Raw genomic sequence first — 25,644 nt, 5'->3', positions numbered from 1 at the left:
GTTTTTTGTTTCAAATTTGTAACTGTTTCGTATCAAATTCACCCCGCATGGACGGCCTTAGCCTCGACGTCACCGCTGAACATATCCGCCAGCTGCAGCAACTTTTTCCCGCCGCGGTAAGCGAAGGGCGCGTTGATTTTGACCGCCTGCGGGCCGCGCTTGGGTCCGCCGATGCCTTGACGCCCACCGGCCCTGAGCACTACGAACTGCGCTGGGCCGGCAAGGCCGCCGCCCGCCGCGAGGTGCAGCAGCTTACCACTGCCACCCTGCAGGCCGACGCGGCCGCCAGCGTCGATTTCGATACCACTGGGCATGTACTCATCGAGGGCGAAAACCTGGAGGTGCTGCGGGTGCTGCAGCGCGGCTATTTCGGCAAAGTGAAGATGATTTACATCGACCCGCCCTATAACACCGGCAGCGACGCCTTTGCCTACCCCGACGACTTCGCTGAGGAGCGCGAGGCCCATGACCAACGCTCCGGCCTGCGCGACGAGGCCGGCCGGCTGCGGGGGCAGGACGTGTGGGGCCGCAACATGCGTGAGAGCAGCCGCTTTCACTCGGCCTGGCTGTCGATGATGTGGCCGCGCCTGTACCTGTGCCGCAACCTGCTGCGCGAGGACGGGGTCATCTTCGTCTCCATCGACGACAACGAGGTGCACAACCTGCGCCTGCTGCTCAACGAGGTGTTCGGAGAGGAGAACTTCGTGGCGCAGCTGACCTGGCAGCGTTCCAAAAAGGGCGATGCCAAGTTGGTGGCCTCCGTGCACGAGTATATGCTCTGCTTTGCCCGCGACAAAGCGGCGCTGCAGGCCAAGGGAAACTGGCGGCTGAAAAAGAAGGGCGTCGAGGCGGTGCTGGCGCAGTACGAGACGCTGCGGCAGCAGTGGGGCCCCGACCACGCCAAAATCCGGGAGGCCATGCAGGCGTGGTTCCGGGCCCTGCCCGAAGGCGACGCCCGCAAGGCGCACAAGCACTACAACTGGTCTGATGACCGGGGCCTGTATTTCGCGGCCGACTTCGCGGGGCCCGACGACGGCCGCGCCTCTCGCCCCCGGCACGACATTCTGCATCCGGTGACAGGCAAGCCGTGCAAGAAGCCCTCCACCGGCTGGCGCTGGGACGAGGCCAAAACGGCCTGGGCCCTGGCGCAGCAACCGCCGCGCATTCACTTCGGGCCGGACGAAACCACCATTCCGAACCGCAAAAGCTACCTGGTCGAAATCAGCAGTGAGCCGTACTCGTCGGTGTTTTACCGCGACGGCCGCTCCGCCACCCTGGAGGTCGAAGGGCTGGTGGGTAAAGGGGTGTTTCCCTTCCCCAAAAACACGGAAGTGCTGTCCGAGCTGATTGAGCTGGCTACCGGCCCCGACGACCTGGTGCTGGACTTCTTCGCCGGCTCGGGCACCACCGGCCACGCGGTAATGGCCCTGAACGCCCAGGACGGCGGCCGGCGGCGCTTTCTGCTGGTGCAGTACCCCGAGCCGGTGGAAGAGAAGTCGGAAGCCCACAAGGCCGGCTACCGCACCATTGCCGACATCACCCGCACCCGCCTCAGCAAGGCCAGCCAGCAGCTGCGGGCCCGGCCCCAAACTGATGCGGCCGCGCCGCCCGCCGACCTGGGCTTCCGCTACTACCGCCTGGTGCCCTCGAACTTCCGGCAGTGGCGCCCGCGCCTCACCGAGCCCGACGAGCTGCTCACGCAGCTGGAGCTGTTTCAGCAGCCCCTGCGCGACGGGGTGGCGGCCGGCCCGGCCATGCTCACCGAGCTGCTGCTGAAAATGACCGGCGGCCCCGAGCTGCTGCCCCTGTCGGTGCCGGTGCAGACGCGCCGCCTGGGCACGGCTGAGGTGCAGGATGTAGCCGGCGGGCTGCTGTGGCTGGCCCTGGCCGGCCTCACGCCCGAAGTAGTGGCCGCTGCCGTCGAGGCCCGCCCGCAGCGCCTGCTGGTGCCCGGCCACGAGTTCGGCGTCGATAACCCCGACGAGCTGGTCAGCAACGCCCGCCTGCAACTGGCCGACGCGGGCGTGCAGTTGCAGCTGCTGTAACCCCACCCCCGGCCCACCTCGCTTGATGCGCGACATCCAAAGGAGAGGGGCGACAGACGTCAGCAACGACAGCCGTTGTTTAGGCCCCTCTCGAAGTGTTTTAGCTCTGCTTCCGCCTGCAAGTAGGAGCGTTGTCTATCAAAACGCACCCCTCCCTACGGGGGAGGGGCCATGGGTGTCTTACACGTTTTCGATTTCTTCCAATGAAGCTACAGTTCGACGCCGAGCAGGGCTACCAGAAGGCCGCCGTGCAGGCCGTGGTCGATGTATTTGAGGGGCAGCCCCTGAGCCCCACGCCGCTTGAGGTATCGGTGGGGGCGGCCGGGCCGGTGGGCTCCATTGCCTTCACCGAAACCGGCATTGCCAACCGCCTGGTGCTGTCGGAGGCGCAGTTGCTGGAAAACATCCGGCGGGTGCAGGCGCGGCAGGGGCTGCCCGCTTCGGAGCGGCTGGAGCCCTGCCCGGTGCCGGGCCCCGACGGCCAGCCCGACCCCACGCTGCTGCCGCTGAACCTGACGGTGGAAATGGAAACCGGCACGGGCAAAACCTACGTGTATCTGCGCACCATCTACGAGCTGTACCGCACCTACGGGCTGCGCAAGTTCGTCATCGTGGTGCCCTCGGTGGCCATCCGCGAGGGCGTGTGCAAGTCGCTCGACATCACCCACGAGCACCTGCAGGCCCTGTACGGCTTCCCGCCGGTGCGCTACGAGGTGTATGACAGCGGCCGGCTGACCACGCTGCGCAACTTCGCCGTGGGCGACGCGCTGCACATCCTGGTCATCAACATCGACGCCTTCACCAAGGACAGCAACATCATCAACAAGGTGCGCGAAACCGGCGTGCGGCCCATCGAGTACCTGCAGGCCACCCGGCCCATCGTCATCGTCGACGAGCCGCAGAACCTGGAGTCCGAGGCCCGGCGCGCGGCCCTGGCCGAGCTGCGGCCGCTGGCCCTGCTGCGCTACTCGGCTACGCACCGCCACCCCTACAACCAGGTGTACGCTCTCAACCCCGTGCAGGCCTACGACCTGGGCCTGGTCAAGCAGATTGAGGTGGACGGCATCACGGCCGACGGCAACTACAATGCGGCCTTCGTGCGGGTGAAGGCCGTGGAGCGCACCAAAACCATGCTCCGCGCCAAGCTCAGCCTCTACAGCAACGAGGCCGGCGGCGTGCGGCAGAAGGACGTGACCGTGCGCCTGGGCAGCGACCTGTACGCGCTCAGCAAGCAGCGCGACATTTACCGCACCGGCTTCATCGTCAACGAAATCGACCCCGACGAGCAGAGCATGACCTTCTCCGGCGGCCTGCGCGTGGTGGCCGGCGAGGATGTGGGCGGGCTCACCGAAGCCGTGCTGCGCTACCAGCTGGAACGCACCATCAAGTGGCACTTCGAGAAAGTGCGCCGCCTCAAGCCCCGGGGCATCAAGGTGCTGTCGTTGATATTCGTGGACAAGGTAGCCAACTACCGCCTCTACGACCCCGTGGCGAAGCAGCGCCGGCCGGGCCCGTTTGCCCAGTGGTTCGAGGAGCTGTTTGCCGGGTACGCGGCCCGGCCGGAGTACGCGGGCCTGATTCCGCACGCCGCCAGTGCCGTGCACGACGGCTATTTCTCCCAGGACAAGGCCAACCCGGCCGGCAAGGACACCCGCGGCGACACGGCCCTGGACAAGGACACCTACGCGCTGATTATGCGCGAAAAGGAGCAGCTGCTGAGTCAGGACGAGCCCCTGCAGTTCATCTTCTCGCACTCGGCCCTGCGCGAGGGTTGGGACAACCCCAACGTGTTCCAGATCTGCACGCTCAGTGAAACCCGCAGCGACATCCGCAAGCGCCAGGAAATCGGGCGCGGGCTGCGCCTGCCCGTCGATGCCGGCGGCCAGCGCGTGCACGACCGCGCCCTGAACGTGCTGACGGTGGTGGCCAACGAAAGCTACGAGGACTTCTCGGCCGCCCTGCAGCGCGAAATTCAGGAGGAAACCGGCGTGGCCTTCACCGGGCGCACCCGCAACGCGGCCGAGCGCCGCCGGGTGAGCCTGAACAAGGAGCTGACGCCCGAAAACTACCCCGCGTTTTTCCAGATATGGCAGCGCCTCAAGCACCGCACCCGCTACCAGGTGCGCTTCAGCACCGAGGACCTGATCGAGAAGGCCGTGGCCGAGCTGCAGGACCGCACCCGCACCCCGGCCACGCACTACCCGCAGCTGCAGGCGCGCAAGGGCCGGCTCCAGTACACGGCCGCCGGCATCGACGGGCAGCTGGCCAGCGAGGCCCAGCACGAGGTGCAGGGCGCCGCCTTCGCCGTGCCCGACGTGTACGGCTACCTGCAAAGCCGCGTCGACGTGACGCGGCCCACGCTGTTCCGGATTCTGCAGCAGTCGGGGCGCCACGCCGAGCTGCTCATCAACCCGCAGATGTTTCTCGACAACGTGGTGCGCGCCATTCGCCGGGCCCTGCAGCAGCTGCAGGTGGCCGGCATCAAGTACGAGCGGGTGGCGGGGCAGGAGTACGAGATGCTGCTCTTCGAAGACGAGGAAATCGAGCAGTACCGCAGCCAGCTGCACGAGGTGGCCGTGCCCGGCCGCACGCTCTACAACTACGTGCCCGTCGACAGCAACACGGAGCGGGCCTTCGCCGCCAGCTGCGAAGCCGACGAGCGGGTGGAGTTCTACTTCAAGCTGCCCCGCGGCTTCCTCATTCCCACGCCCCTGGGCCACTACCGCCCCGACTGGGCCATCGTGTTCCGCGGCGACCAGCGCGTGTATTTCGTGGTCGAAACCAAGGGTTCGGCCGGCGAGGAAGCCGTGGACCCGCTGGCGCTACGCGGCAAGGAAGAGCTGAAAATAGCCTGCGGCGTGGAGCATTTCGCCGTGCTCGAGCCGGAGGGCGTGCACTACCAGGTAGCCTCGGAGCTGAAGCATGTGCAGTAACTGGCGGCATCCTTCATCTGCCGTGTTTCATCTGTCATCCTAAGCGCAGCGAAGGACCTTCTCACGTCAGATAGTAATGTATCCAAACGTGAGAAGGTCCTTCGCTGCGCTCAGGATGACACAGACAGCTACAACTACAACTCACAGCTGCTCGCGCGTCATGGTCAGAATCCGCTCCATTTCGCGGCGGATGACGGTGGTTTCGGCCAAGTGGTTGTTGTTGAGGAAGCTAAAGGCCAGCAGGCGGCCCGAGCGGGTGCGCAGGTAGCCGCAGAGGTTGTGGTTGTTGGTGAGGGTGCCGGTTTTGCCCCACAGCCACGGACCCTGCGGGTCGCGGTAGGCGCGTTTGAGCGTGCCTTGGCGGCCGCCGGCGGCCAGGAGATTGAACAGGCGCGGCTCCGGCACGAGCTGGTACAGCTTTAGTAGCAGGGCCACTTGGTTGCGCGGAGTCGTGAGGTTCTGGCGTGAGAGGCCCGAGCCGTCAACCCAGGCCACGGAATCGGGTAGCTCGCGCAGCCAGCCTTGCCGGCGCACGTACCCGATGGTGCGGGCAATGCTCAGCGTGTCGTGGCCGAGCTGGGCGGAGCAGAGCAGCAGGGTTTGCTCGGCCAGGAAATTGTCGCTGACGCGGATGCAGCGCCGCAGCAGCGAGTCCACGTTCAGGCCGTAGTAGGTGCGGGGCGTTTCGCCGGGGCGCAGGCGCCAGCGGGCGGCTTGTACCGGGCGCTTCAGGGTGTCGCGCAGCAGCGTGAGCAGCAGGTTGCGGTCGGTGCGGAAGGGCACTTCATCAACCCAGGGCTTCGGGGCGGGGTACCAGGTGTAGCGGTTGGCTTCCAGCTCGCGTTGCACGTGGTCGGGGCTGCTGGTGCCGCGGGCGGCCTTGCGGATGGCTGAGTTAAACCACGCCGGGCGCACCGCCACGCCCAGGCCGGGCTTGCGGTAGTAGAAGCGCACGGTGTGGCCGTAGATGGGAAAGGAGCCCCGCTCAGGCTGGAAATAATACGGGTAGTCGTCCCAGCTCCAGCCCGGGCCCAGTTTGGCGTCGGCCATGGGCGTTTCGGCGTAGGCGAGCTTGCCGGGCCAGCGCTGCAGCAACTGGTAGGCGCGCGTGCTGGGAATGTCGCCGTGCAAAAAGCTGGGGTCGGCGGTGCCGCGGAACAGCAGGGTGTCGCCGTGCACCACGTAACGTAGGGCGGGCACCGAATCGGGCAGGATGCGCAAGGCGGTGTAGAGCGTGAGCAGCTTCTGGGTGCTGGCTGGCACAAAATACTTCTCGGCGTGCCACGCTACCAGACTCTCGCCCGTAGCAACATCGGTGAGCTGCAGGCCGGCGTGGTGCTGGCGCAGAATGGGGGAGTTGTCCAGCTCGCGCACCAGCCAGTCGGCGGGGGCAGCGGGCAAGGGCGGCGGGGCGGCGGGCGGGGTAGTCTGGGCCGAAGCGGCGAAGGCAAAACCGGCTAATCCGGCCAGAAACAAGAACAAACGGCGCATGAGGCGCCTAAACTACGGCGAATGCCGCAAACCGCAGCCTGGAGCGCGTAGCGGGCCGCTACGTCGAAAAAGAGCTTCTTCGTGGTAGTAGGCGCGCCGCAATCAGGTTAGGGTAATGGCTACGCCGCGGCGCAGGGTATTGTGAATTTCTGCTACCCGATCCGTGTGCTGGATCAACGCCTCGATTTCGGCTGCAGACGCATCTGCCGTCGCTTGAGCCTGGTACCGAAAGTTGGTGCCAGGCTCGCCGGCCGCGCCGAATTCTGCGGAGCACTCAACCGTCACGCTGGTCAGCTTCAGGTTGCGTTTGGCGGCTTCGCGGTACAGGTCGTTGCAGAAGCAGGTGGCCAGGGCGAGCAACAGCAACTCTCCGCCGTTCACGGCCGAGCCCTCGCCCGTGGGCTTGGGCAGCAGGGAGAGGGTTTGGGCTGCGCCGTTGGTTTGCACTGAGGGCTGCAGCTGTCCGGCGGCACTTTGGATGCGGGCAGATATGTGCATACCACTTCAGGCGCCAAGACAGCACAATCAGCGTAGCAGCTCGTTGCGCCGCATCGCCCGCGAGTAGGACGACTCTTTCTTTTTGCGCGGCGCAAACAGCGGCGCCCGAAGCTTCTTGGCTTTCTGCACCTTGGCCTTGCTGGTTTCGGCCGGTGCTTTGCTGGGCTCGTCGGGCAGCGTGGCAGCGGTAGAAACGAAGGTGGCCGAAATCAGCAGCAGTAACAGAGTAGCAAGTTTCATAGGAGAATGGTTGTGGGTGAGGAATGGACCAGAAGGCTGCCCGAGCTGGAAATAGCCGTAGTGTGTGCCGTGTAGCTCCTAGGCAAGGCCTTGTTGCCGGCTTAGGCTACACGTAAAGACCACCTGCTCCGTAAACCAGAGAAGCTGGACTGGTGCTATACGTGCTTGGGTTTGTATGGATGCAAGTAATAGTTAAAAAAATTAAATCAAAAATTATAAAAAACTAGTTAATGCTTTCAGCCGGGAAGAACTGGGCACTGGTACTTGGAGGAGTGCTCGTAGCTGAGCCACAGGCAGCGGCTGGCACGCTTCGTAATCGAGTGTTCTGCTCAGTTCCAAATCAGATTAAAGGTCTGGTAATGACCATTGTTATACATTTTATTTATATATTCATAATTCACGTTCAACACACAGCTATGACAAACTTCATCCCACCTCTTTTCGCACGGAAGCCAGTGCAGCTTACCTCCGCTCACTTATGGTCATCTGCCTGCCTGTTGGCTTTGGCGACAACCCTGGCAGCAATCCAGCCCAGCCAGGCGCAGGACGTGTCCAGGTATCAGTTTGCGGCTAGTAATGGCACTTTTACACCCCTGTCAGGCGGCACACCGGTCAGTAATTTGTCGGCCAACGACGCTATTTCCACCAACATTTCCCTGCCATTCGCCTTTACGTACGGTGGCCGCGCTGTCACCACGCTGCAGGCTACTACCGATGGCTACATTGATCTGCGGGGCAGCAGCACGTACTCCCAGTCCATCAACGCTCTGGGCATGGGCCTGACCACCATTGCCCCCTTCTACGACGACATGACCGGCGTAAACGGTACGGCCTCGTACGCCGTTTCGGGCGCTGCGCCCAACCGAGTGTTCACCTTCGAGTGGCTCAACTGGGCCGACGGCTTCGCGGCTACTGCGCCCAGCCTCTCGTTTCAGGTAAAGCTGTACGAAACCACCAATGTCGTTCAGTTTGTGTACCGCCCGGAAGCGGGGCCCTTCGACAGCAGCACCGCCAGTGCCTCTATCGGGCTTGATGGCGGCTCGGCAACGGTGAGCGGCCGCGGCAACTTTATTTCGCTGACGAATGCCTCGGCCAGCCCAGCCATCGTTGATAATACCACCGCCACTGCGCCGGTAAATACCATCAATACCCGCCCGGCCGCGGGCCAGACCTACACCTTCACGCCTGCTGCCATCCTGGCCACGCACCAAGGCCAGCGGGCGGGCCGCATCGAGGTGTTCCCGAACCCTGCCCAACGCGCCTTCACCCTATGCCTGCCCGCGCTGGCGGCCGAACGCACCGCGCAGGTCACCCTCCTCAACAACCTTGGTCAGCCGGTCCGGACCCAAGCGTTGTCATTGAACCCGGACGGTGCCCCTACCCAAACCCAGGTGGAGGTCAGCGCGCTGGCAGCCGGGCTGTATACCATACGCGTGCAAGCCGGGGGGTACTCGGCAACGCAGCAACTGGCAATAGAATAGCCGTTGGCAACGAGAACGGATGGCTGCGGACGTGGCGGCGCATTGGCCGGCTTACCCGTGCCGGGTGGCCACAAAAAAGCCCCGGCTACCCACACCCGCAGCGGACGGCTAGGCCCCTGCTGCCAGCAAGGCTTGCAGCGCCGCCGCTTCTGCTTCCAGGGCTTCGGCCTGCAGGCGCAACAGGTGGTAACGGGCGCTCAGATCGGGCGGTAGGGCGGTGCAGCGCTGATCCAGCCAGCGGTGCCGAAACCAGGTAAGCCAGGCCGGCCAGTCGGTAGCCGGATCGGGCTTGGCCGCCGGGCCGGGGTCGGGCGGGAGGGCGGCGCGCAGCGCGGGCAGAGTTGCGGTCCAGCGGGCGGCCACGGTGGCCTGGGTTTCCAGAGGCCGGAGTTGCCGGCGCAGGCGCTGGGCGTGCTGCTGGCAATAGTCAAGACGAGCTTGGAGCGGGGCGGCCTCGGGCGAGGCCAGGGCCATAACGGGCGCCGGAACCGCCAACGAGGCCAGGCGCAGCACAGTAGGAGCGGGGCTGCTAGGCGGCAACTGCCGCAGCAGCGGGGCCAGGGCTTCAGCCGCGGCTTCGCTGAGCCCGCGCCGGCCCGATTCGAGGTGGCCCGCCTGGGCTTTGCTAATGCCCAGCCACGCCGCTACCTCCTGCTGACTCAGGTGGAAATATCCCCGCAGCAGAGCCACAGCGGTATCAGTCGATAAAGGAGCGCGAGGCATCGTGTAGACTTTGTGTTAGTAGGATAGAATAAGTCTACAAGGGTTTGTGTACTTATTTCTTTCTCAGTTAAACGAAGTCTACAACGGACTTCAGAAGCGGTAGTTGCCGCGTGTAATGCGGTGTCACGCGTTCCGGGAGCTGCTTGTGCTTCAGGTTCTCTACCGGCAGGTCGGGTCCGAACACCAATCCCCGCATCCGGTGAAAAGCTCTTCGCCTAAAGCTAGGGCTTGATGACGAAAGCCCTTAGCTCGGCCATTTTACCGTCGCGAAACCGCCAGACGTCGCAATAGGTATGTTCAACCGCTGCCCCGCTTTCGTCCGGCAGCGTGATGGTACCGAGCGCCGTCACAAAGTCCTCCTCCGCAATCAGGTGCTCGACCCGAAACCGGGGCGGCTGCTGGTACGCGGTGGCCATCCACTGCCGCACCGCCTGCTTGCCCCGCAGCGTCTGCTCGCCCACAAAAGTCCACTCAGTATCCTCGGTGCAGTGGGCCAGGAAGCCTTCGTAGTCGCCGGCCGTGATGGCGGCGTTGGCCTTTTCTAGTATGGTTTTGTTGGTTTCTGGCATAGGAGCTTCAGGTATGTTGGCGTTTAATTTAGTGGGGTTTGCGGCCCATCGGCAAACAAGCATTAGTGGCAGCTGAAGGTCGCTGCATTCTTGTCCATGCAACTCAGGCGGTGTTTGTGGTTGAGCCGGTAGCCCCATCCCGCTGCAGTACCTGTGCCGCACCAGTTGCTGGTAGTGATTACTCTTCCCACTGATGGCAAGATAGTGGGCTATGTTAGGTGAATCGGGCCTTCACTAGGCCAGGCCGCCGGGCACAAGGGCAAGAAAAGGTAGATTTAACAACCCAACCCCCTCGCCGACATGAGGACTGTTCTTCACACCATTATCCTGCTCATGCTGCCAGCTTTCACGGTCGGTGCTAACGCGCAGACGGCGAGTGTCCTCCCGGCTTGCTTTGGCGAGAGGCGCGACATAACTATTGCACGGCAGATGCCCTACATTCCGGTGAAAATGGGCGCGGCCGAGGGCGAATTCGTGCTCGACTTTGGGAGCAACATCTCGTCAATAGACCCGGCGGGATTTAAAAATGGGGTGAAGCCCGTGCCGACGAATGGGGCTGCTATGATCTACGAACAGCCCTATTTCTTTGACCAGTTTGATTTCTTTGGTCGCACGGGTGGGGTAAAGCTGCTGGCCCGCAAGACCACCGTTACCGACCTAGGGCTTCAGCAGGCGGGCATACTGGGCACCGACTTTTTCATGGAGTTCATTTTCACCCTGGACTACGCGAACAAGTTCCTCTATAAGTCGACCCGGCAGGCGTTTTGCCAGGACGCCGACCTACTCAAGGCGGGATTTAAGCCGGTTTCCACCGCGGGGTATTACGCCGACCAGTTTAGCCGCTTGCTCGATCCAGCCACCACCATCAATGTGCCGACGGTGCCGGTCAGAATAGGGCGCGTCGCGGCGGTAGCCCAGATTGACCCCGGTTATGACGACAGCGTGTATCCCCACACCGTCAACGTTAACCGCGCGTTTTTTGCGGCTCTGCAGGCTGCCGGCGTGGCTCTGGTACCCGTCCCGAATGTTATGCTGTCCACCTGTAGCGGCGAGCATGAAAAAGGCACGGCTTACCGGCTCGGCCCGGGATATAGCTTCGAAATAACCGGCACGGATGGCCAGCCCGTGCTCATTGAGCGTGGTGCTTTTATCATCGTCAAAGAAGGAACTGCGGCCCATGGATGCGCGGGCATTGGCACCTGGGCTATTCCGGCCGCGCAGATTGGTGCTTCCTTTCTGGTTGACGCCCAGCAAGTAGTTTTCGACCCATTTAGCTCCCGGGTATGGTTTCATACAGGCCCCGGCGCTAAGCTCTCAAGGGGCACTTATGCTCCCGGTCAGCGCCGGCTTAAGGAGGTGCCGCAGGGCCCTTCACGGGGCAAGCCCGGCAATAAAACGCACCCTAAGAAAGCCCTTTCAATCCCGAAGTAGCTGCCGAAATAAGCCGCTCACACGCGCAGAAGCGTAACGAAAAAGCCCCGGCCTACCCAGGCCGGGGCTTTTTCGTCCATATTCATTTGAGGCCTTGTTCACTACAGGGTGGCTAGCCTTTGCGGCTGCTCTTACTGGCGGGCCAGCCTGGTTTCGCAGCCTTATTGCTGCTGTTGCATCTGCTGCTGGTAGAGGCGGAAGGAATTCGCCGGCATCTCCGGGTCGGGCACCTGGTACACGGGAGCCGGCGCCAGGGAGGGGGCTTCTGATTTCTCGGGCTTCGCGTACTCTATCTGCACCGACACGTGCAGCTTGTGGGTGCCGATGCCTTTGTACGTGCCCTTCACGGGCGTGCAGTCCGGGAAATTGCGCCCGACGGCCATCCGCACGTGCCCGTCGTTCACGATGGTATTGTTCGTGGGGTCGAGGCCGAGCCAGCCGTAGAAGGGGATGTAGGCTTCCACCCAGGCGTGGGTAGCGCCAATGCCCCGCACCTCGGCTTCGCCTTCCTCTTTCTTGGGGCACACGTAGCCGCTCACGTAGCGGGCCGGAATACCAATCTGCCGCAGCAGGGCCAGCAGAATGTGCGCAAAGTCCTGGCACACGCCGGCTTTCAGCTGCCAGATGTCTTCGGCCGGGGTTTCCACGTTGGTCACGCCCTGCCGGTACTCGAAGTGGTCAAAGACGTATTCGGACAGCAGCAGCGCGTTCTTCAGGGGCTTTTCCGCTTCACTGGTCAGTTGGCGGAGAGTGGCCTGGACGTCGGCCAGCGACTTAAACTCCTCGTGGGTCAGGAAGTCGATAAAGGCCGGGTCGAACTGCCGGCTGTGCAGGTCCTGCCACTGCCGCTCGGCCGGCTCCTCGTCCATCGGAAACTGGATGGGCTGCGTCGTGACGTGGGCCGACGACTCGATGACGAGCACCGTGTGGGGCTCCAGCAGGGTGAATACGCCCACGGTGTTGCCGAAGGCATCCACGTAGGTGTCGATGGGCGTGCCCTTCAGGGTGCCCGCGTCGCTGGACACGCAGACCTCGTGCCGCGCCACCTGCAGCCGCTCATCGGCCAAAGGGTACAGCATGATCTGGTTGGCGCCGTCGATGACTTCGGCCGCGTAGGAGTAGCGCGTGACGTGCTTGATGGTGTAGGATGGCATACGCGAGCGGTTAGCTTCGTCCCAAATAGTTCTTGCCCAAGGCCGTGGCAATGCCCAGCAGCTCCTTGCGGATGTGTAGCAGAAACTCGTCGAGCTGCTGCGCGTTGCGAGCCGACACGTCGCTGTACTTCACCTGGTTGGCCAGGCGGCCGATCAGAAACGCCAGCTGCTCGTGGCTTTCGGGTAGGCTGTCCGATTTCAGCCGCTCGAAGTACCAGCTCAGCCGGCTCAGGCAGGAGCGCAGCGAGTGGGTGAAATACGCGTTGTGCAGCACGAACTGCAGCACGCTGTCGGGGTTGAAGTTGCCGCGGTAGGTTTTCAGGTATAGCTCCTGGCCCGAGAGGGAGTGCACCAGGTAGCGCAGCTGCGGAATCTCGGTGTCGGGCTGAGCCTGGGTGGTCATATTTGCCCACTGAATCCGCAACGTGTCTGTGGTTTGCAGGGCGCGCTCCAGCTGCTTGCCCAGGTTCAGGTAGCCGTAGCTTTCGTCGCGCGGCATGGTGTTCTGCACCGCCCCGAGAAAGACCAGCCCGTGGCGCATCAGCCCGTCGATGCCCGAAATGGGGTCACCGAAGCGAATTTGCTCGAGGATTTCGCCGCCCCGGATGGCGTGGTAAAAGCTGTTCAGGCACTGCCATACTTCCTGCGTGATGTGGTCCTGGACGGCGCGGGCGTTTTCGCGGGCCTGTAGCACGTTGTTGTAAACCGAAGTCGGGTTGTCCTTGTCCAGCAGCAGGCGTTCCAGCACCCGGGGCGTGTTGCGCTCCAGGGCGGCTACTTCCTCCAGCGTCAGCGAGCCGCCGTAGCTGTAGAGCAGCGGGCGCCAGCTGAATTCGTGGGGGCTGTCCTGGGAAGCGTGGTAGTGCGTCCGGATGACCTGCAGCATGGCCTGGGTGCGGTCCATGTAGCGAGCCAGCCAGTAAATAGTGTCAGCAACGCGACTGAGCATATGTCAAAAGAGGAGTGAGGAAGCAAGAAGAAGGAGGAAGCCGTCCTGCCGAAGCAGTTCTTCATTTCTCCTTCTTCCTTCGCAATTAATTTTCCGGTCCCAGCACCCAGGTGTCTTTGCTGCCGCCGCCCTGGGAGGAGTTGACCACCAGCGAGCCTTCCTGCAGGGCCACGCGCGTCAGGCCGCCGGGCACGATGTCGATGCCCCGCGGGCCGTACAGCGCGTAGGGCCGCAAATCGACGCGGCGGGGCTGCAGCACCCCGTTGAGGTAGCAGGGCGTAGACGAGAGGCTGATGATGGGCTGGGCAATGAAGCTGCGCGGGTCTTGGGTAATGGCCTCGCGGAACTCCTGCATCTGCTGCTCCGTGGCGCTGCTGCCGATCAGCATGCCGTAGCCGCCCGACTCGTTGGTTTTCTTGATGACCATCTTATCCATGCGCTCGAACACCATCTTGCGCAGGTCCGGGTCGCTCATCTGGTAGGTCGGCACCGATTTCAGGATGGGTTCCTCGCCCAGGTAGTAGCGAATCATGTCGGGCACGTAGCAATACACGGCTTTGTCGTCGGCCACGCCGTTGCCCATGGCGTTGACGATGGCCACGTTGCCCTTGCGGTAGGCCGCGTAGATGCCGGGCACGCCCAGGGCGCTGTCGGGCCGGAACACCAGCGGGTCGAGGAACTCGTCGTCGACGCGGCGGTAAATCACGTCGACCTGCTGCAGGCCCTTGGTAGTTTTCATGTACACGTAGTGGTTATTCACCACCAAGTCGCTGCCCTGCACCAGCTCGATGCCCATGAGCCGGGCCAGGGCGGCGTGCTCGTAGTAGGCCGAGTTGTAGATGCCCGGCGAGAGCAGCACCACCGTGGGGGCGCTGACGTGGCGCTCGGCCAGATCCAGCAGGTTGCGAAACAGCAGCTCCGGGTACTTGCGCACGGGCTGCACGTTGTTTTTGGGCAGCAGATCGGGGTAGAGGCGCGAGGTGATGCTGCGGTTTTCCAGCATGTACGACACCCCCGACGGGGTGCGCAAGTTGTCTTCCAACACGTAGAACTGCCCGTCCGAATCCCGGATCAGGTCGACGCCCGCAATGTGGGTGTAGATGTCGTGGGGCACCTTCACGTTCATCATCTCCCGCAGAAACTGGGGGCAGGAGTAAATAAGCGTAGCCGGAATCAGGCCATCCTTGAGGATAAACTGCTCGTGGTAGATGTCCTTGAGAAACAGGTTCAGGGCCTTCAGTCGCTGCGTGATACCGGCCTCGATGTGCAGCCATTCCGCGTGCTGAATGATGCGCGGAATGATGTCGAAGGGGAAGATCTTCTCGATGCCCTCCCCGCTGCTGTATACCGTGAACGTAACGCCCTGACTCATAAAGAGCTTACGGGCCAGCTCGTCCTTGCGGGCCAGTTCCGCGTTGGGCAGGTTCTCGATGGCCGCAACAAAGTTGCGGTACTCCGGGCGGATGCGGTTGGCGTGAAACATCTCATCCCAGATGTTGGGCTGCTCTTGGTAAGCAGTCAACAAGGAATTCTCTTTCATAAAGGGAGGCAGCAGGGGTGGGGTGGGCAGCGCCGGAAAACAGGATAACCGTCTACGATGCTGGTTTTATTAAAGTTGGATTTTATTGACCCTTGGGACAATTATACCGGTTTGTCTCTACCTACCTGCGGTAAGGCTATAGGAGCTCCGTACACGTTGGTTGTACTTTAAGTACTTTGCGCAATACGCCGTTGGAAGTACTTAAAGGCGCGTTTTATGGGTTTTTACTATAGCCGGGTAACCAGCAACTGCGGATTTAACTAGTTAGCTTAGTACCAATGCTTTCCTAATAGGGGTTACTTTGTTTTTGTGCTTGAATTATGAATATATATGGATAGCCATAAGACGGTTAAGCCACGCGCATTTCTGTCGAGAAGGCCCTCTAGGCAAACTAATGCCGAAGGCCTTCGTTTGAAATTGGCTCACGACTTCGTACCCGATATCCCGTAATCGGCCTCCTCTTTTCGGCCCTTGTTATATGAAGCTCTTCAATTGTACGCACTGCGACCAGGTCGTCTACTTCGAAAACGACTTGTGCGAGCGGTGCCAGCACGCCCTGGGATTTGAGGTACAGCAGCAGCAGATGGTAGCATTACGGCCGCAGGGGCAGCAGTACGTGGCCGTACACGGCCAGGAGCAGGGCAGCGCCTATAAGTACTGCGCCAACCACGCGCAACAGGCCTGCAACTGGCTGCTGCCCGCTGCGGCTGTGGAGGAGCTTTGCCAGGCCTGCGACCTGAACCGTACCATTCCCAAGCTCAACGAACCGGAGCACATTGCGCGTTGGCAAAGCCTGGAAAGGGCCAAGCACCGCCTGGTGTTCAGCCTGCTGCAGCTGGGCCTACCGGTGGTCAGCAAAACGGAAAACGAGGAAACGGGCCTGGCCTTCGACTTTCTGGCCGACGAGCAGAAGCCCGAGGGGGAAAAGGTGCTGACCGGTCACGACAACGGCCTCATTACCATCAACATCAAGGAAGCCGACGACGTGGAGCGGGAAATGGCCCGCAAAAACATGCACGAGGTCTACCGCACGCTGCTGGGCCACTTCCGGCACGAAGTCGGGCATTATTACTGGGACCGGCTCATTGCCGACTCGCCCCACCTCGCCGAGTACCGCCGGCTGTTCGGCGACGAGCGCGCCGACTATGCACAGGCCTTGCAGCGGCACTACGACCAAGGTGCGCCCGCCGATTGGCAAGAGCATTTCATCAGCGCCTACGCCACCATGCACTCCTGGGAAGACTGGGCCGAAACCTGGGCCCACTACCTGCACATCATCGATACGTTGCAAACGGCCTCGGCCTTCGGTATCCGCGTGCAGCCCCGGGTCGGCGAGGAAGCGGATAACCTGACCGTAGCCGTTACCCAGGACCCTTACCAGACCGAGGGCTTTGAGGACATCATCGAGCAGTGGACGCCCCTGGCGCTGGCGCTGAACAGCCTTAACCGGAGCATGGGCCTGAAGGATTTGTATCCTTTTGTCATTCCACCGGCCGTGGTGGAGAAGCTGGCATTCATCCACACCGTCTGTCGCCAGGATGCCCGGCACCAAGCGTAGTAAAATGTGCGCTGGTCGTCAGATGAGTCGCCTGAGCTTTTAAGGCTCGGCAGCGGCACAAGAAAGAGCCGGCGCAGCACGCTACGTCGTGCCTAGCCGAATGCGGAACGTGGCCCCTTCGCCGGGCTGGCTCTCTACCTCGACGGAGCCGCCGCTGGCCTCCACGATGCGCTTGACCAGGTAGAGCCCAACGCCGCTGCCGGGGGCGTGCGTATGCAGCCGGCGAAAGAGCTGAAACAGCTCCGCGCCGTACTTCTGCGCGTCGAAGCCCAGGCCGTTGTCTTCGACCGTCAGCACGCACCGGCCCTGCACCATCTGCACCGAGACGTGGATGCGCGCCGGGCGCGCCGGATCAGCGTACTTAAGCGCGTTGCCCAGCAGGTTGAGCAGGATGGTGCGCAGGTTTGCGCGGGCAAAGGACAACGCCGGCCGCGCCGCAAAGTCGGTGGTGATGCGCGCCCGGGCCGCCTGCACCTGCGGCTCGAGGGTGCCGACCACTTCGGCCGTGAGCTCGGCCAGGGAAACCTGCTCCGCGGGCGCGTGGCTCATTTGCTGCGCCTGGCCCAGGGCGGCCAGCTCGTCGATGGTGTTGCTCAGCTGCTGCAGGGCTTCCTGCACCATGGGCATGAGCAGCTGCTCTTCGGCCGGATCGGCGAAGGTGACGCCGCGGCGCAGCTCTTGCAGCAGCAGGGCAAGGTTGTTGACCGGCTGCTTGAGGTCGTGGCTGGCGGCGTACACGAAGTTGTCCAGGTCCCGGTTCGTGCGGGTGAGCTGTTCGTTGGCTTGTTTGAGCGCGGTGATGTCAATGGCCGAGCCCACGTAGCCGTACAGCTCTCCGTTGGGGTAGAAGCTGGGCGCGCCCTGCGCCAACAGCCAGCGGTACTCGCCGTCGTGGCGGCGCATTCGGTGCTCCAAGGCGTACATCGAGCGGGTCCGGATGGCGTCCGCCAGGGTGCGTTGGGCGAGGTGCAGCTCCTCCGCCGGCAAGTAGGCCGACCAGCCCGTAGCCGCGTACTGCTCCAGGTTTTCCACTCCTACAAAGTCCAGGAAGGCCTGGTTGGCGTAGCGGATGCTCGAATCCGGGTTCACCGCCCATACCTGGTTGGGGGCGGCGTCGGCCATGATGCGGAAGCGGGCCTCGCTCTCGCGCACGGCGGCAATGGCCTGCTGCTGGGCCGTGACTTCAAACACGAAGGCCAGAATGCCGTCGATCCGGCCCAGGTCGTCGCGGCGGGCTTGGTAGATGAACGTAAAGTACCGGTCTTCCAGCGCCCCATCCGCCGGTCGGGCCAGCGGGACGAGCATCGCCTGCTCCTCGTGCGTGTGCCCCGTGGCGTACACGCCGCGCAACATGGCGGCAACGGCGGTGTGCTCGATTTCGGGCAGGGCTTCGAACACAGGCCGCCCCAGCAGTTCACGCTCCGGCAGCAGCAGCTGGTAGCTGGGATTGACGAACTCAAACACCAGCTCCGGTCCGGCCAGAATGCAGATGCCGGTGGGTGCCTGCTCGAACAGGGTGTAGAACTTGTGCTGCTGGGCCTCGCGGGCCTGGCGGGTCAGCACCTGCTCGGTCACGTCGTAGGCAAACACGGAGATGCCCGTCACCTGCCCGTTTTCGCGGTACGGCTGGTAGGTGAAGTTGAAGTAGGTTTCGCGGCGTTGGCCGTCCGGCTGGTTGATAGCGAGCGGCAGTTCCCGGCCCACGAAAGTTTCCCCGGTCTGGTACACACGGTCGAGCAGCGCCAGAAAGCCTTGCTGGGCGGCGTCGGGCTGAATCTCGGCAATGGTCCGGCCGCGCATCCGGCGGCCGGGAAACAGCTGCTGGTAGGCCTCGTTGTGGTACTCGACGCGGTGCTCGGGCCCGCGCAGCAGCACGATGCTGGCCGGGGTTTGCTCAAACACCTGATAGAAGGTTTCGCGCTCCTGGGCCCGGCGCTCGGCCACCGCCAGCGCTTCGGCTTGCAAGGCAACGGCCTGCTGGCGGGCAACTACCTGCTGGGTAATCTCGGTGGCCACCACAATCACGCCCGTCACCACGCCGTGCATGTTGCGCCAGGGCTGGTACACGAAATCGAAGTACACCGGCGCCCGCTGCCCGTCGCGCGTCAGGTTAGCCGACATCTGCTTGGCCACGTAGGGTTCCCCGGTTTGCATCACGCCCATCAGCAGTTCCTCGTAGCCGATGCGCCGGAATTCGGGCAGGGCCTCAAACAAGGGTTTGTCGAGCACGTCGGCCGCGGTTTTGCCCCAAAGGGCCAGGTGGTCCCGGTTGGCCAGCTTGATGACGTGGTCCGGCCCCTCGAAAATGGCAATGGCGGCTGGCGCCTGCTCGAAAATGGTCGTCAGCTCCGCGCGTTGCGCTTCGGCCTGCGCCCGGGCGGCTCGGGCGTGCGCCTGGCTTTGGCGCAGGGCCTGCTCCACCGCGTTGCGGTCCTGCTCCTGGCTGAAGGAAAAGCTCACCAATAGGTGCTGACCGAGGCGCCGACCGTTTACGCGGCAGTACGTGTCGTGGTCGGGCCCTTGGTAGTTCAGCTCGAAGTGGCGCGGCTCCGCTGAGCTGTAAGCCTCGCAGTGGAAGGCAAAGGCCGCAAACGGGGGTGGTTCGGGAAACACTTCCCGGTACGTGGTAGCAGGCTGGGCGGGCAGGCCCAGCACGCGCTGGGCAGCGGGGTTGAGGTAGGCAAATGCAAAGTCCACGATCTGCCCGGTCGCATCGGTCAGGGGCGCGTAGCACACCACCCCGCTGACGGAGAGTTCCAGCAGCGCCGGTAGAAATGCGTCGGCGGGAACGGCGTCGGGAAAAGAAGAGGCCACGGCAAGCAGCGCTGGCAGCAAAGAAGAAGGTGAAACAAGGAACGGGCCCAGTTACGGCTGCGCCTACGCTCTACTTTTGCAAGGTACACACTTGTACTGAAGTCAGTTTTAGTGCTCTGCTTTCTGTTGGCAGCGGAAATCAGCCACTACCTCCTTGCCGCCAAGTAGTGCCATTTGGCAGGAATACAGCGCCCCATGCTTCATGCAGGGCTGTTGCTCGCGCAGCACGCAGACTAAGCCGTTTGGCAGGCAGATATACCTGGTTGGGAGTGATTAGGTAGCAGCGTTCATTCACTGCGACTTAGGCTTCCACCAAAATCAGCTTCATCTTTTCTTCATCCTGCCGACGGGCGGGAAGAGGTATCTTACGCCATAGTTGCAATGGCAAGACAAGGAATGCCGATGGTTTTCGCCTGTTTTCACGCCAAAAGCCCCGACGTGGTGGTCGGGGCTTTTTTGTAGCATTGCCGTGAGTAGCGCCGGTCAATGGTAGTGGGCGCACGAGCACAATCCGCGTCATCAGCAGCCCGGCCGGCGCGAGCAGGAAATGCCGCTGGAAAAGCAGCTGCGGCCGGCGTGGCGGGATAGGCCAGCTTGCCCCGGCTAAGGTGGGCTGTTACTCATTGCCGCCCGCGGTAGATTCTGGCTATTAAATAAAAACTACAAAGGCCACAATCCCATATACCACCAACACGCCCGCGTACCCGCCCAGAAATATGATCAATGCCAGGAGCCCCTGGCCATTGGTTAGCTGGAGGACGCGTTTAAAGAATCGTTGCAGTAAGTACAGAACCATCAGCAAGCAGGCCGCCACTACGCTGATGAACAGGGTCTCACTGGCAAAAACCAAGTAGACCGAACTGGTCAGCAGGCTGGCAAAGGTGAAGAACCCAATGATGATGAGTGAATTCAACTCCAGCGAGGCAATGCCCATGTCAAAGGCGGTGAGCCTGTAACTGCCTTTGAATCGAGTGCTTGCCAAAGTAACGAGCCAAAGTACCGGGATGGTGAGCGGGATAAGCAGGAATGTAAGAAGCTTGCCGTACGCATGTTTCCTCTTGTCGTAACTCCCGGCCACTTCCTGTTCCGTCAGCCGCTGTTTTTGCATCTTCCCTGCGGCTATTTCCCTTTTGAATTTCCCCACTCCGCCGCCCTGAACCTCCTGCCGGTACGAGGTGACCATATTACTACTGATGAGGTAGTTGTTGGGAATGAGGAAGTACAGCAGGGTGCCGATCAAAAACAGTGAACTGAGTTTAAAGTGCCGGACGGTAATGCCCTGGATGGCGTCTTGGGTCATGAGGCCCGGCTGGGTAAAGAGGCTTTTAAGCGAAGAGAGGAATTTGCTATCCAGGTGGGTGAAGTAATGGAAGAACTCCCCGGCGATGTAGTGCAGCTGCCGTTCCTGCGGCAGGATTTGCTTCTGCCCGCATACGTGGCAGTAGCGTCCATACAGCGGAGCCCCGCAATTCTTACAACTGCTCGTCATGGTCGCACTGGTTTGTTCCTGTCTTATTCTCTGGCTTACCCGCCGCAGCTAGGTTGGGCGGCTCCAAGGCATGCCGTCTGGTCTGGGCGGAGTCCTAGCTCAGCTCGGCTTCACTCTGTGGCTTTCGGGTGGGAAGAGCGCGGCTCGCTGACCTTGCCTGGCCCTTGGTGCTCGGCTTCCCAGGTTTGCCGGTCCATCATTGCGTACGCCCCCAGTACCAAGAGTATTATCACCACGACGGAGCCCAGCAGTCCGCAGACCTGGGTCAGAAAGCCCCGCAGCAGCCGGGCCGGCAGGGTAAGCGTCGTGTGCTGGAGCAGACTGGTGTAGGCCCAGGTAGAATACAGCATGACCGCGCCCAGTAGGATACTGTTCGTGGCGGGCAGATGCCCAGCTCCCCCGTAAGCGTAGCTGATCGGCAAATACAGCAGGGCTATGAAGTTGCCGCCGGCCGTGACGAAGGCGACGAGGTACAGGCATTCGGCGTAATTGAACCGGGCCCGGCGCAGAAACAGGCGCGCACAGGCGGCCACGCAGGGGACCATGGCCACGTATACCCACCGCAGGTACTTAAAGAAAACGGCCGTCATCGATTCCTGCATCTGCCGAAAAGCCTCCGAAACCGCCGGGTCATCGGGCACCGTGAGCGGAATGTGTAGCAGCGAAAAGGCAAACGAGTAGGCGCCCGTCACGAGCAGCAGCAGCGACAACGGGTGAAAATAATTCACCCGCTGCCCCGCCAAGTACGTGAGCAGAGTTGGCCCCGGCCGGAGCAGGATGCTTTTCAAGGTGAAGAGCACACCCTTGTCGACGTGCCACACCGAATGCGGCAGGTGATGCATCAGGTGCTGCAGAGTAAGGCGCTGGGTGTGATGCGCGTCCTGCGCGCAGCGGCCACAAAACCGCTCGGGTACGTCGTGCCCGCAGTTAAGGCAGGTCGCCGCCTGTGGCAGAGGTAGCGCCGGTACTTCGGCAGTTTCGTGGCGGAACATGCTAAGGGGAGGAGATAGATATGCGCTCAGGTAGCCGTGCAGATTTAGGCAGTGCGGGCTGAGTACCCGGCGCCAATAAGCCCGGCCCTCACCGCGTGCCCAGGTGCTGGGTAACCCAGGGCGTCAGCGTGGCCATCAGGGAGTGGGGCAGCGTGTAGGTGGGCAGGTAAGCCCACTGAATGCCGGCGCGGCCATCCGGGTCGGGAAGAAAGATGTGGTTCAGGTCCGGAAACAGCCGCACCGTCACGTCGCGGTTGCCACCGGCGCGGGCCGCAGCGGCCAACGCCGCTGCGTGCCGGGGCGGAATCTGCCGGTCGTTGGCGCCGTGCAGCACCAGTAAGGGTTGGCGCAGCTGCCGCGCCGTCGTCAGCGCCCCGTCGTATTCGACGATGGAGCGGACTTTGGCGGGGCCCGTGCGCGCCTCGTGCAGCTCCTGCGCAATAACCGAATCGCGCCGGGCCGGCGGGATGGCGGCGTTATGCTCCGTCGCGTAGGCAATCTGGTAACGGGCCATTTCCGCGCCGCTGCCCCCCAAGCCGGCCAGGCAGATGATGGCCGCCAGGCTCGGGTCGCGCACGCCCAGCAAGGGCGCGATGATGCCACCCTCGCTCAGGCCCAGCAAGCCCACCCGGGTAGGATCGATATCGGAGCGCTGGCGCAGCCACCGCACGGCGTCTTCGATGTCATTGGCTTCCTCCTGCAGCGTCGAGGTTTTCCAGTCGCCGGTGGAGGCGCCCGTGCCCCGGTCGTCCAAACGCAGCACGGCCACCCCGGCCCGGCTGAGCTCATCGGCCAGCTGCCGGAAGGGCACGCTCGGAGGGCCGCCGTTGTTGCGCGTGCTTTGCCCCGATCCGGTGATAAGCACCAGAGCGCCCTTGCGAGCGGCGCCCCCTCGGGGCAGGGTAAGCGTGCCCGCCAGCACATGGCCCGCGCGGGCCGATACGTGCACTTCCTCCGCCGAATACGGCGCGCCCACCGGGGCACCCAGCAGCGGCTGCAGCGCGTAGGCCGACGCCCGCAGCGCCGGCACGCGCTGGATGCGCATGCCGTAGGCGGGCAGGATAGCCGTCTGCACGTGGTCCTGCGCATCCAGCTGCACAAGGTACCGCCGGCCTTCCAGCTCGATTTCGGCGCGCCGGCGGCCTTGGAAGCGAACTACAGCCCACTGCGTTTGCTGCGGGATGGTGCGAAACACCGGCACCCGCACGGTGGACTGGTGCCGGGTGCGGGCGTAACGAATGGTTTGTTCCAGCAGTACCACCGAGCGGTCAACCCACGGGGCGGCGGCCCAACGCGACGAGGCCGTGCCCACCGAATCGGCCCGAAAACGCGTCGTGTCGGCTGGAAAGGCTTGTTCGTACGTGCGGTTTTGCTTAATCAACCGACTGACCTGTTGGGCTGGGGTGATGGTAGCCGCCAGGGAGGTTTGCAGCACGCGGTTCGTGACCATACTGCTGCGCACTTGCCCGGCCGCGTACGTAAAGCGCTCCACGGCAGCCGTATCCGCGCCGTGCAGGGTAACAAAGGCGCCGCCCTGCTCTGCATCCGCGCCAGGCAGTGCCGGACGAACGGCCGTACAAGCTGGCAATAGCAGGAGTAAGAAGAACGAGGGCGTGATTTTCATGGATGAACAGGCTCAGGTCGCTCGGTCGGGAGCCCTGCGACTATGGTGGTTCGGCAAATCAATAGCGCCCCGGGCCGCCGCGCCGCCGTATTCGACACCTACCAGCTTAAATTCGACAATCAGCCGAATCAAGGTCCTATTCCAGTGCGGCAGCCAGTCGAATAAAAGGCCCTACGTGTCGAATAATCACGCGAGGCGAATGTGAAAGAGAGGCCCGGGCGGTAGTTTTATCATTCCCCAACCGCCAGTATTTGTGCTCACCTTTCTGCGCCAACACCGGGTGCTGCTCCTGCACCTGTCTTTCTGGGCCCTGTACTTCTCCTGGTACTTCTACCAGTTTCAGGCGCAGTATAGCGTCGTCGCCGCCGTGTCCTACACGTTGCTGTCCATTGCGCTGTACCTGCCCCTGGTGTACGGCAACTACTTCTGGCTGCTGCCCCGCTGGCTGCGCCACCAGCGCAGCGGCCGTTACCTGCTGGAGTTTGCGGCAGCTTTTCTGCTCTCAGTTACCGTGCGGGTCTACGTGCTATGGCAGTTTGCCCCCAGCGACGTGCCTCAGGACTACCTGTACTCCACCCAGTACGTCTTGGGGCTGGGCGTCAGTACCTTGTTCATCGTCGTTTTCGTGAGCATGCTGCGCTTTGCCGTGGGGTGGTTTGAGCTGGAAGCCAAAACCAAGGCGTTGGAAAACGCCCAGCTGACGGCCGAGCTGCAACTACTGAAAGCGCAAATCAACCCGCACTTCCTCTTCAATACGCTTAACAACCTCTACTACCTGGCTTATACTCAGTCGCCGAACACGCCGGAAATCATTGCCAAGCTGGGCCAGATGATGCGTTACATGATTTACGACTCCAACCACCCGGAAGTCGCCCTGAGCGAGGAACTGGAGTACATGCAGAACTACATCAGCCTGGAAAAGCTGCGCCTGAACGCCGACAATACCGTAACCCTGGAGGTCATCGGCGACCCGGAAGGCGCTCAGATTGCGCCTCTTATTCTGGTGAGCTTTCTGGAAAACGCCTTCAAGCACGGCCTGGCCAACCACGAGCACGGCTGGGTGCAGGTGCGGGTGCAGCTGGAAGGCGCGGCCTGCACCTACCAGGTGGCCAACAGCCGGTTGCCAGGTTCGGCGCAGCCCACCAGGTATTCCGGCGCGGGCCTGCAGAATGTGCGCCGCCGCCTGGACCTGAGCTACCCCGGTCGGCACTGGTTGAAAATCGAAGAGCTACCCGACGAATACCGCGTGCACCTAAGTCTGGCCCTGTCATGAAACTCAACTGCCTGATTCTCGACGACGAACCGCTGGCCCGCGAGCTGCTGGTGGAGTTTATCAAAAAAGTGCCGTTTCTGCACGTGCAGGCCACTTGCTCCAGCTCCCTGCAAGCCATGGAAATCCTGCGGGCTGAGCCGGTAGACGTGTTGTTTCTGGACGTGCAGATGCCGGAGCTAACTGGCCTGGAGCTGCTTAAGGTATTGCCCCGCAAGCCCTTGGTCGTGCTCACCACTGCCTACTCCAAGTATGCCCTGGAAAGCTACGAGTTCGATACCGTTGACTACTTGCTCAAGCCCATCACCCTGGAGCGCTTTCTGCGGGCTGTGCAAAAGCTGCGGGCCCGCGTGCAGTCCGCCGAGCCGGAAGCAGGGCCTGGGCGCAGTAGTTCCCCGTTTTTGTTTGTGAAAGACGGCGTGAAGCTGGTGAAAGTGCGCTGGACGGACATTCTGTACGTGGAGGGGCTGCGCGACTACGTCACGATTCACACCCGGGACCAGAAAATCGTGAGCTTGCAACGACTCAAGTTGCTGGAGCAGCAGCTGCCCGCCGAGCAGTTCGTGCGGATTCACCAGTCCTTTATTGTCAGCCTGGAAGGCATCCAGGCCATCCACAAAGACAAGGTGCAGGTCGCCGGGGAGCGGTTTCTGCCCATCAGCATTTCCTACCGCAAGTCGTTTAAAGAATTCATCGACCGCAACTTTCTGCAAGCGGATTAACCATTATGCGGCTTCTCGGCTGTTTTCAGATGCTTGCAGCGGAAGAACGGTACAGGTATATCCTCTTGGCCTGACGCCAGTGCCGGCCGGTACGCGGAGGTGGACATGCCAACGCATTCAT

At 62.5% G+C, this 25,644-nt stretch carries 19 protein-coding genes; 7 read left to right on the top strand and 12 right to left on the bottom strand.

The window, feature by feature from the left end; all coding sequences use genetic code 11:
- Positions 1-47 precede the first annotated feature (47 nt).
- Together B0919_RS07075 and B0919_RS07070 are read left to right on the top strand one after the other, a co-directional pair.
- Positions 48-2,045, top strand: a complete 1,998-nt coding sequence (locus B0919_RS07075) for a site-specific DNA-methyltransferase (RefSeq protein WP_217701006.1) — start codon at positions 48-50, stop codon at positions 2,043-2,045.
- Positions 2,046-2,248: 203 nt separating this feature from the next.
- Positions 2,249-4,978, top strand: a complete 2,730-nt coding sequence (locus B0919_RS07070; protein WP_078011533.1) for a DEAD/DEAH box helicase family protein — start codon at positions 2,249-2,251, stop codon at positions 4,976-4,978.
- Between the two features lie 141 nt (positions 4,979-5,119).
- Here the strand turns inward: B0919_RS07070 and B0919_RS07065 are convergent, their stop codons facing one another.
- From B0919_RS07065 to B0919_RS07055, 3 genes are all read right to left on the bottom strand, one after another.
- Positions 5,120-6,469 (bottom strand): D-alanyl-D-alanine carboxypeptidase/D-alanyl-D-alanine-endopeptidase, encoded by a 1,350-nt coding sequence (locus tag B0919_RS07065; RefSeq protein WP_078011532.1) that lies wholly within the window; start codon positions 6,467-6,469, stop codon positions 5,120-5,122.
- Between the two features lie 102 nt (positions 6,470-6,571).
- The gene (locus tag B0919_RS07060) at positions 6,572-6,967 is read right to left on the bottom strand and encodes an OsmC family protein (protein WP_078011531.1); all 396 of its coding nucleotides are present in this window, start codon (positions 6,965-6,967) and stop codon (positions 6,572-6,574) included.
- 27 nt (positions 6,968-6,994) lie between these two features.
- Positions 6,995-7,207 carry a hypothetical protein gene (locus B0919_RS07055; protein ID WP_078011530.1) on the bottom strand — a complete coding sequence of 71 codons (213 nt, stop codon included), beginning with the start codon at positions 7,205-7,207 and terminating at the stop codon, positions 6,995-6,997.
- A 620-nt stretch (positions 7,208-7,827) separates the two neighbouring features.
- On the opposite strand from B0919_RS07055, the gene B0919_RS07050 reads away from it, so the two are divergent.
- Complete coding sequence (locus B0919_RS07050) at positions 7,828-8,688, top strand: T9SS type A sorting domain-containing protein (protein WP_078011529.1); 861 nt, start codon at positions 7,828-7,830, stop codon at positions 8,686-8,688.
- Positions 8,689-8,796: 108 nt separating this feature from the next.
- Here B0919_RS07050 and B0919_RS07045 read toward each other — a convergent pair whose 3' ends face one another.
- Positions 8,797-9,378, bottom strand: a complete 582-nt coding sequence (locus B0919_RS07045) for a helix-turn-helix domain-containing protein (protein ID WP_176132911.1) — start codon at positions 9,376-9,378, stop codon at positions 8,797-8,799.
- A gap of 254 nt (positions 9,379-9,632) precedes the next feature.
- A complete protein-coding gene (locus tag B0919_RS07040) occupies positions 9,633-9,980 on the bottom strand; it encodes a nuclear transport factor 2 family protein (RefSeq protein ID WP_078011527.1) in 348 nt (115 codons plus the stop codon).
- Positions 9,981-10,313: 333 nt separating this feature from the next.
- Here B0919_RS07040 and B0919_RS07035 point away from each other — a divergent pair, with 333 nt between their 5' ends.
- Entirely contained in the window at positions 10,314-11,411 is a 1,098-nt protein-coding gene (locus B0919_RS07035) for a hypothetical protein (RefSeq protein ID WP_139361967.1), read from the top strand.
- Between the two features lie 161 nt (positions 11,412-11,572).
- Here the strand turns inward: B0919_RS07035 and B0919_RS07030 are convergent, their stop codons facing one another.
- The 3 genes from B0919_RS07030 to B0919_RS07020 form a co-directional block, all read right to left on the bottom strand.
- Positions 11,573-12,565, bottom strand: coding sequence for a transglutaminase domain-containing protein (locus B0919_RS07030; protein WP_078011525.1), 993 nt, complete (start codon positions 12,563-12,565; stop codon positions 11,573-11,575).
- A gap of 10 nt (positions 12,566-12,575) precedes the next feature.
- On the bottom strand, positions 12,576-13,514 hold the full coding sequence (locus B0919_RS07025) for an alpha-E domain-containing protein (RefSeq protein ID WP_078011524.1): 939 nt from the start codon (positions 13,512-13,514) through the stop codon (positions 12,576-12,578).
- A gap of 85 nt (positions 13,515-13,599) precedes the next feature.
- Positions 13,600-15,054 (bottom strand): circularly permuted type 2 ATP-grasp protein, encoded by a 1,455-nt coding sequence (locus B0919_RS07020; protein ID WP_078011523.1) that lies wholly within the window; start codon positions 15,052-15,054, stop codon positions 13,600-13,602.
- A gap of 478 nt (positions 15,055-15,532) precedes the next feature.
- Between B0919_RS07020 and B0919_RS07015 the strand changes: the two genes are divergently transcribed.
- Positions 15,533-16,612 (top strand): putative zinc-binding metallopeptidase, encoded by a 1,080-nt coding sequence (locus B0919_RS07015; RefSeq protein WP_078011522.1) that lies wholly within the window; start codon positions 15,533-15,535, stop codon positions 16,610-16,612.
- 81 nt (positions 16,613-16,693) lie between these two features.
- Here B0919_RS07015 and B0919_RS07010 read toward each other — a convergent pair whose 3' ends face one another.
- The 4 genes from B0919_RS07010 to B0919_RS06995 form a co-directional block, all read right to left on the bottom strand.
- Positions 16,694-19,426 carry a PAS domain-containing protein gene (locus B0919_RS07010; protein WP_139361966.1) on the bottom strand — a complete coding sequence of 911 codons (2,733 nt, stop codon included), beginning with the start codon at positions 19,424-19,426 and terminating at the stop codon, positions 16,694-16,696.
- A gap of 649 nt (positions 19,427-20,075) precedes the next feature.
- Positions 20,076-20,915, bottom strand: coding sequence for a DUF3667 domain-containing protein (locus B0919_RS07005; protein ID WP_078011520.1), 840 nt, complete (start codon positions 20,913-20,915; stop codon positions 20,076-20,078).
- 110 nt (positions 20,916-21,025) lie between these two features.
- On the bottom strand, positions 21,026-21,907 hold the full coding sequence (locus B0919_RS07000) for a DUF3667 domain-containing protein (RefSeq protein WP_078011519.1): 882 nt from the start codon (positions 21,905-21,907) through the stop codon (positions 21,026-21,028).
- 88 nt (positions 21,908-21,995) lie between these two features.
- On the bottom strand, positions 21,996-23,531 hold the full coding sequence (locus B0919_RS06995; protein WP_078011518.1) for an alpha/beta hydrolase family protein: 1,536 nt from the start codon (positions 23,529-23,531) through the stop codon (positions 21,996-21,998).
- Between the two features lie 253 nt (positions 23,532-23,784).
- On the opposite strand from B0919_RS06995, the gene B0919_RS06990 reads away from it, so the two are divergent.
- Together B0919_RS06990 and B0919_RS06985 are read left to right on the top strand one after the other, a co-directional pair.
- Positions 23,785-24,804, top strand: a complete 1,020-nt coding sequence (locus tag B0919_RS06990) for a sensor histidine kinase (RefSeq protein WP_078011517.1) — start codon at positions 23,785-23,787, stop codon at positions 24,802-24,804.
- Entirely contained in the window at positions 24,801-25,523 is a 723-nt protein-coding gene (locus B0919_RS06985) for a LytR/AlgR family response regulator transcription factor (protein ID WP_078011516.1), read from the top strand. Before B0919_RS06990 ends, B0919_RS06985 begins: the two co-directional genes overlap by 4 nt.
- Positions 25,524-25,644: the final 121 nt, after the last annotated feature.

Source organism: Hymenobacter sp. CRA2 (assembly GCF_002007105.1).
GTDB lineage: Bacteria > Bacteroidota > Bacteroidia > Cytophagales > Hymenobacteraceae > Solirubrum.
Note: the sequence above shows the minus strand (reverse complement) of the source record. Positions and strands in the feature narration are given on the sequence as shown.